The sequence below is a fragment of the Desulfovibrio sp. DV genome, assembly GCF_001936595.1.
GTDB lineage: Bacteria > Desulfobacterota > Desulfovibrionia > Desulfovibrionales > Desulfovibrionaceae > Solidesulfovibrio.
Window position 1 is genome coordinate 1 of the sequence record NZ_MLBG01000169.1, and the last position, 5918, is coordinate 5918.

The window sequence follows — 5918 nt, forward strand, 5'->3', positions numbered from 1 at the left end:
CCCCTGCTGGACCGGCAAAGAGACAAGACGCCCCTTGGATTGACACCCTGAAGGAAGAGGCCGCCAGTGTGGCCTATATGATCTGCGGTGCACATTCATGGGTGCACCTCGCCGGTGAAAAGCAATCTCTCAACCCATCGACGTAAATATGCCAAAATGATGCATTATTTTTAACTGCACACGGCATATTGACAGCAAGTGAAATCGATGTTGTTTACGGATGCAGAGGTATAATTTTCTCAGCAGAGGTATAATTTTCTCAACGGATACGCCCTTCTCGCGTCCTGCTTGAATGTTTCACGTCTTAACTGGTTGTCTCGAACGCAATGCCTCAATACAGGAGGGATCGCTCATGCATCCAGCACGTCGCGGAACCGGTCTTTGCGTCGGCGTTGTCGTCGCCGCCATGTTCTTTTTTTGCAGCTGCCCTCTCCAAGCCGGGGTGACGCCACGCTTGGCGAGCGGGGCTAACTACGCCCTGTGTCTGTACGCCGATGGCACCATACGGGCCTGGGGCAGCAATGGAGCCGGGCAGCTCGGCGACGGCGGCAGTTCCGGCGGCGCCACCCCCGTCACGGTGAAAGGGCTGACGGGCGTCGTGACTCTTGCGGCCGGCATACAGCACGCCCTGGCGATTCGTAATGACGGCACCCTCTGGGCCTGGGGCGGCAACAGCGAGGGCGAACTCGGCAACAACTCCACCAGTAGTGCCAATGTTCCCGTTCAGACCGTCCAACCGGAGGGCCTGTCCCATCCCATTGCCGTCGCCGGCGGCTGCTACCATTCCCTGGCCCTGGCCAACGACGGTTCAGTTTGGGCCTGGGGATCCAACGCCATGGGGCAGCTTGGCAACAACACGACGACAAACAGCCTCACCCCCATCAAGATCCAGGGGCTCGGGTCCATCCGGGCCATAGCAGCCGGATGCACCCACTCCCTGGCTCTTGCCAACGATGGCACGGTCTGGGCGTGGGGGGACAACAGCGCTGGACAACTGGGTGATGGCTCGAATACCAATCGCCTCACGCCGGTAACGATGGATCAAAGCACCGGCCTGACATCGGCCAAGGCCATCGCCGGCGGCTGGAAGCACTCGGTGCTGTTGCACAGCAACGGCACCGTCTGGGGGAGCGGTTTAAATGATGTGGGAGAATTGGGCATCGGCGTGCCAGGAAACCGCAATCAGCCTGCCATGGCCTCAAATCTTGCCCACGTGTCCGGCATCGGGGCCGGCGACTACCACTCCCTGGCCGTGACAGAAGCGGGCATGGTTTACACCTGGGGCTGGGGGCATTACGGCCAACTCGGCAGTGGTGAAACACTAAACCGCCTCAATCCGGGCCTCGTCGCTGGTCTGTCCGGTATTGTCCAGGTGGTCGGTGGAAACGGCCATTCCCTGTCCTTGAAGTCCCACGGTCATGTCTGGGCCTGGGGAGAGAATTCCGATGGACAGATCGGCGATGGCACCTACACCCAACGCCTGCTGCCCGTGGAAGGCCTGAATGATCCCTGGGCTCCGGCGGCCCTCGTGGCAGCGACATGGCTCCTGTTGCCATAGCTGCAAGCCGTGGTGCCCGGAGCATGGCCTTTCCCAGCGTTCCCTGAACTCTTGGCGGAAGCGGTTCGGCCCAACGCCCGGGAAGGGTTCCGCGCCCTCCGTCACCTTCGTCCCCCGTGCCGTTGCCGGGGCCGGCAGCGGCAATCATAGAGCCACCGGAACCTCTCTTGGTGCATGTGGGTGATGGTTTCCGGAGCGAAATACGGGGCGACTTCGCCGCGCCGGTGCTTGGGAAACTTGTTCGCACACTGACAAGGCTGTGGTGTTGCCGGCAAACGGCGTCCGGGTTTACTTGGCCCTGGGGGCCACAGACATGGGCAATTCCATACCCATGCCGCCCAGATTGTCCCCCAAGGCGTCGTGGCTCCGGGGCTGCTGGCCCATGTGGTGATCGCCAAATATATCCGACGTTTTTCTCGTCGCAAAGAGAGGGCCAAGTGCAGTCCGGGCCAACACGTCTGCACATCGCTTCGTTGCGGGCCGACCCTTTCGTCTCGTCCTTGGGCCCTATTCGTGTGTTGACGCAGCCGGCAAAGACAGCCAAAAACCTGGGGCGGCCGAGGAAGCGAACCCTTCGCGGCCAACCTGTTTCCTGGCCTGGAGATGGGACTTCCAGGCCGCGGCTGCTGCAACTCCCGGCAGCGGACGAGCGCCGTAGCCGGGCAGTTGTTTTCCTGGCGCAACCCCAGGCCGACATGGTCCGGCCGGTAGCACCGGCAGCAGCGGCAGGCCTGGTCCGGCTGCGCAAATACCCAACATGAGAAGAACCGGCCTACGCAGTGCCGTCAGGTGATCTCGTCTATGATGTATTCCATTCAGATTTTGCGGATTATCGGCATGTTGATGGTGGTCTATCTTCATATCGGCGTCTATATGACGCTGGTCAACAATGTCGGAAACTCCATTTTTCATGCCATCCCTGAAATATTCATGTGCAAAGCCTTCATATTTTTCAGCATATCCGGCTTTATCATGAGTTTTCTCATCGATATCGGCTATAAGAACTTTCTGGTCAGGCGGATGCTCCGGGTCTATCCCACGTTTCTCATCGCCTGCACCATTGCCGTTGCCCTGCGCTATCTGCTTTTTGGCCAGCTGCCCGGCCGAGATATGTTTTTGGCCGTGACCTTGCTGCCGGTCGGATTTGTGGATTATCCGCTGAAGATTGAATGGACGCTCATTTACGAAATCGGCTATTATATCATTATAACTCCCTTCTCTTTTTCAAAATTGCGCCGCTATTTCGTGCCATTTTTGTTGGTGTGGGCAGCAGTCATTTTTATTGCCTATTATGCCTCAGGCATCACGACATTTTATGTTTTGCCGCCCTGGAAGCGCCTGTTTGTTTCTTTCGTCAATATCTACTTTATAACCGGCGCACTGTCGTATTATGTAGCCAAACATCTGCGCTTTGACTGGTGGCCGGCTTACGCGGCCGCGCTTGTGGCTTGTGCCGCCACCACGGTGATCACATCCGAAATCTGGAAGCTTGAACCCTACAACATGAAGCAGCTCCTGACCTGGAGCCTGTGCAGCGCGGTGTCCATCGTCTCCATGGTCAAGCTCGAGAACCACTTCAAGGCCCCCTGGATCAAAGCCATCGGGCAGTGGGGCGATTACGCCTATGCCGTCTACCTGACCCATGCGCTCATTGTTGGCGTATTTTTTTCCTGGCTCGTCTACCACTTCGGCTGGACGCTTGATAACCGCCACGCCCTGCTTGCTTTGGGCCTGATCCTTCTGGTGGGCTACGGCCTGGGACGGCTTGACGCCAGCATTCACAATTACCTGAAGCGGAAGTTTGCCTGATGGCTTTGGGGCGCTCCTCCAGGCTGCCTTGCGCCTGTACGGGGAATGGCGCGTGACCGGCCCGGCCCGACACCGGCTTTGGCGCGTGGCGGATGCGGCCCTGCTTGTGGCAACGCTTTGGGCGCTTACCCTGGCAGGCATCGAGGTGGCGGCGGATTTGCGTATGGGGCAGGCCCAGGAGGCGGTCAGCCGTCGGATTCCGCATTTCCCCGACACGGCCCCGGCCACGGGGTATGGCGACACGCAGGGCCGGGAAATGGCCCAGTGTCTGGAATTTGTGGGGAAAAAGCCTCTTGTGGTCCTGGTTCTCGGCCAATCGAACGTGGCCAATGGGGCGCTTGGCGAGTATGTGCCCAAGCATCGGCTGGGCAATTTTTTGATGGCAGGTGCTATGTCGCAAAAAATCCGCTGCTTGGCCCATCGGGTGAGCGGGCCAGCGTGGCCCTGGATTTTGCCGATGCAGCCGTGACCCAGGGGCTTTACGACAGCGCGCTCATCATCAATCTGGCGATCCAGGGCTCATCGGTCTACAACTGGGCGCGCCACGGCGATTTGCGGCCGTATCTCGTACGCGCCCTTGACCAGCTCAAGGAGCAGGGCCTTGGCGTCAATCTGGTTCTCTACCATCAGGGCGAGGCGGATTGCCTCGTGGCCATGGAGGGCCGGAGCTACGGCCAGGCTCTGGGCAACCTGTTCGGCGATCTGCGCCGTATGGGGATCGCCGCGCCCATTGTCGTCGCCCGGGTCAGCCGCCACAAGGCACTCGATTGCCCGGATACGGACCCGGCCGCCTGTTCCCGCATCTGCCCGGAAATACGCCAAGCCCAGGCCGACATCGTGGACCCGGACCAGGGAATCTTCGCCGGCCCGGATACGGACATGGCCGTGCCCGAACGCTTTGACGGCTATCATATGACCGACGCCGGACGCCGGCGTTTTGCCGCCATGCTTCTGGAGACGGTAGAGGGATTGCCCGGCCGGGACAGTGCTGCCGCTGGCCGCTAGCGTCCTATTTCCGGCGCAGGTGACGCAGGGCGAAGTCTGTGAGCATCCTGGCCTCTTCCACCCGCAGCATCGACGCCACAGCCATGTAGGCCACGGCCCAGCCGGCTATGAGCACCAAGGAAAGGTACGGCCGGTCGGCCGTGGCATAGGCCCCGAAGCCGACGCCGATGCTTAAGACCGTGCCGATCAGCGTGGTTTTCCCCGGACGAAACCACCTGCCCCCGAGCTTTCGCCGCAAAATGACTCCCAGGACCGCCACATTGACCCACGACGACACCGACGTGGCCAGGGCCAGCCCTACATGGCCCGTGCTGCCCATGAGCGCCAGACCGACGATCACATAGACCACCAGACATACGGCCGCGGTAATGGCCGGGGTGCGGGTGTCGGACAGGGCGAAATAGGCGGAATAGAGCGGCCGCACGCAGGCAAAGGCCGGCAGGCCCACGCCGTAGGCCACCAGCGCCCCGGCCGTGGCGGCGATGGCGTGTTCGCCAAAGGCCCCGCGGCCAAAGAGCACCCGCACCATGGGATCAGCCAGGGCAATGAGCCCGGCCGCGGCCGGCAGGCAGATGAACAGGGTCAGGCGCAGGGAGGCGTTCAAGGTGGCGGTGAATTCCTCGATCTTCCCGGACGAGGCCAGTTTCGACAGGCCGGGCAGGGCCACTGTGCCCACAGCCACGCCGAAAACGCCGAGCGGAAACTGCACCAGCCGGTCGGCGTAATAGAGGTAGGAGATGCTGCCGGTCGGCAGGTAGGAAGCCAGGAGCGTTCCGATAACGATATTGAATTGATAGACGGCCGCGCCAAAGGCTGTTGGCAGCATTAAAAGGCCCATGCGGGCCACGCCCTTGTCCCGCAGCGACCAGGGGCCGCGCCAGGTAAAGCCGAATTTTTTCATCTGCGGCTGCTGCATGAACACCTGGCCCAGGCCGCCGATGACCACCGACCAGGCCAGGGTGTGGGCCACGTCGAGGTGGAAGAGCCAGGCCACGCCGGCCCCGAGAATGATGATGGTGTTGAGTTCGGACGTGGCCAGGGCCGGAGCCAGGAAGTGGCCGTAGGAATTGAGCACGCCCATGCACAGGGCCACGGCCGAGATTTCGATGATGTAGGGAAAGACGATGCGCGTCAGTTCCACGGTCAGTTCAAAAAGGGCCGGATCATCGGCAAAGCCCGGGGTGATGAGCCGGGTCAGCGGCCGGGCAAAGACGATGGCCAGGGTGGTCAGGACGCCCAAGATGATGAGCAGCCAGACCATGGCCGAGCGCGGCATGGCAAAGGCTTTTTCGTCGCCGACCTCTTCCCGCAGCCGGGAAAAGACCGGCACGAAGGCCATGGTCATGGAGCCTTCGGCGAAAAGCCGGCGCATCATGTTGGGCAGGCGGTAAGCCACGTAAAAGGCGTCGGCGGAAATGCCGGCTCCAAGGACATAGGCCAGGATCATATCCCGGAAAAAACCCAGGATACGGGACAACAAGGTTGCGCCGCCAACAATGGAGGCGTCCTTGGCAATCTGTCTGACGTGGTGCGACATGGCTCTGGC

5 protein-coding genes are annotated in these 5918 nt (G+C 61.0%); 4 read left to right on the plus strand and 1 reads right to left on the minus strand.

Features of this window, described 5'->3' with window-relative positions:
• Positions 1–352: 352 nt before the first annotated feature.
• From DVDV_RS21290 to DVDV_RS23680, 4 genes are all read left to right on the plus strand, one after another.
• Complete coding sequence (locus tag DVDV_RS21290; RefSeq protein WP_075356575.1) at positions 353–1558, plus strand: RCC1 repeat-containing protein; 1206 nt, start codon at positions 353–355, stop codon at positions 1556–1558.
• An 801-nt stretch (positions 1559–2359) separates the two neighbouring features.
• Positions 2360–3367 carry an acyltransferase gene (locus tag DVDV_RS21295; protein ID WP_075356576.1) on the plus strand — a complete coding sequence of 336 codons (1008 nt, stop codon included), beginning with the start codon at positions 2360–2362 and terminating at the stop codon, positions 3365–3367.
• Positions 3360–3836: a hypothetical protein gene (locus DVDV_RS23675; protein ID WP_254845486.1), complete on the plus strand. Its 477-nt coding sequence runs from the start codon at positions 3360–3362 to the stop codon at positions 3834–3836. The genes DVDV_RS21295 and DVDV_RS23675 overlap by 8 nt, the downstream gene beginning before the upstream one ends.
• Positions 3806–4372: a sialate O-acetylesterase gene (locus DVDV_RS23680; protein WP_254845487.1), complete on the plus strand. Its 567-nt coding sequence runs from the start codon at positions 3806–3808 to the stop codon at positions 4370–4372. Before DVDV_RS23675 ends, DVDV_RS23680 begins: the two co-directional genes overlap by 31 nt.
• Positions 4373–4376: 4 nt before the next feature.
• Here the strand turns inward: DVDV_RS23680 and murJ are convergent, their stop codons facing one another.
• The gene (murJ, locus tag DVDV_RS21305; protein ID WP_075356577.1) at positions 4377–5909 is read right to left on the minus strand and encodes a murein biosynthesis integral membrane protein MurJ; all 1533 of its coding nucleotides are present in this window, start codon (positions 5907–5909) and stop codon (positions 4377–4379) included.
• Between the last annotated feature and the right edge of the window lie 9 nt (positions 5910–5918).

Bases quoted from the DNA above. Each gene is read 5' to 3' on its own strand.
- DVDV_RS21290 (WP_075356575.1), top strand. From the start codon at position 353: ATGCATCCAGCACGTCGCGGAACCGGTCTTTGCGTCGGCGTTGTCGTC.
- DVDV_RS21295 (WP_075356576.1), top strand. From the start codon at position 2,360: ATGATGTATTCCATTCAGATTTTGCGGATTATCGGCATGTTGATGGTG.
- murJ (WP_075356577.1), bottom strand. From the start codon at position 5,909: ATGTCGCACCACGTCAGACAGATTGCCAAGGACGCCTCCATTGTTGGC.